The 1314-nt window shown below is 44.3% G+C and carries 1 protein-coding gene and 1 pseudogene; both read left to right on the forward strand.

Annotated features, from left to right (window positions below):
• Positions 1 to 141: pseudogene (locus AB4232_RS22290) on the forward strand (amino acid ABC transporter permease); the annotation flags it as partial.
• A gap of 1 nt (position 142) precedes the next feature.
• Positions 143 to 1240: an amino acid ABC transporter permease gene (locus AB4232_RS22295; RefSeq protein WP_009846640.1), complete on the forward strand. Its 1098-nt coding sequence runs from the start codon at positions 143 to 145 to the stop codon at positions 1238 to 1240.
• Positions 1241 to 1314 lie beyond the last annotated feature (74 nt).

A 1314-nucleotide genomic window follows, 5' to 3' on the forward strand; every position in this document is an offset into this window, starting at 1 on the left:
TTTGCAGGAACAACATTGAACCAAACTGGACAAGCTATCGAAGTAATCGCGATGACAATGGGCGTCTACCTAACTCTAAGCCTATTGACATCCGCTCTAATGAACATTTACAACCGCAAAGTAGCGTTGGTGGAGAGATAAGATGAGTACACATCAATTTCAACCTGATCTTCCGCCTCCAGCTAATACTGTTGGACCTGTCGGTTGGTTAAGAAAAAATCTATTTAATGGACCAATTAACAGTGTCGTCACTGTGGTGCTTGCTTACTTTGCTTTCACTTTATTATGGGCAATAGCTGATTGGGCATTCTTGAGCGCTGACTGGATAGGAACAACACGCGATGCCTGTACTAGCGAAGGCGCTTGTTGGGTTTTCATTAGCGTCCGTTGGGACCAATTCATGTACGGCTTCTACCCAGAAGCGGAACTGTGGCGTCCTCGCTTTTTCTACGCAACATTAGCTATTTTTGTTGCTTTGTTAGCTTACGAAAAAACACCTAAGCGTACGTGGATTTGGTTATTCTTCGTAAACATCTACCCGTTTATCATTGCAGGCTTACTATACGGTGGTGTATTTGGTCTAGAGGTTGTTGATACCCATAAATGGGGCGGCCTACTGGTTACACTGATCATCGCACTTGTTGGTATCGTTGTATCACTACCTATCGGTGTCGCACTGGCGCTAGGGCGTCGTTCAGAGATGCCAATCATCCGCAGTATGTGTACCGTTTACATCGAAATCTGGCGTGGTGTACCACTGATTACGGTTCTATTCATGGCCTCGGTAATGCTTCCGCTCTTTTTATCAGAGGGGATGGAGACCGATAAACTGATACGTGCACTTGTCGGGGTAGTACTGTTTAGCGCTGCTTATATGGCGGAAGTAATCCGTGGTGGTTTGCAAGCAATACCAAAAGGTCAATACGAAGCCGCTGACGCTCTAGGGTTGAGCTATTGGAAAAAAACCGGGCTTATCATTCTGCCTCAAGCTCTTAAAATCACGATTCCTTCAATTGTGAATACCTTTATTGGTTTGTTCAAAGATACCAGTCTAGTTTTGATTATCGGTATGTTTGATGTACTAGGGATTGGCCAAGCCGCGAATACCGACCCTGAGTGGCTTGGGTATTCAACAGAAAGTTATGTATTTGTCGCGTTAGTGTTCTGGGTGTTTTGTTTTGGCATGTCGAGATACTCGATTTGGCTGGAAAACAGACTTCACACCGGTCACAAACGATAATTAACAAGATCAAGGACGTATTATGACGCAGCAAACAGAAAACAACTCTCAAGGTCTTATGATCGAGTTAAAAG

Source organism: Vibrio sp. 10N.286.46.A8, from assembly GCF_041470165.1.
Taxonomy (GTDB): domain Bacteria; phylum Pseudomonadota; class Gammaproteobacteria; order Enterobacterales; family Vibrionaceae; genus Vibrio; species Vibrio tasmaniensis_A.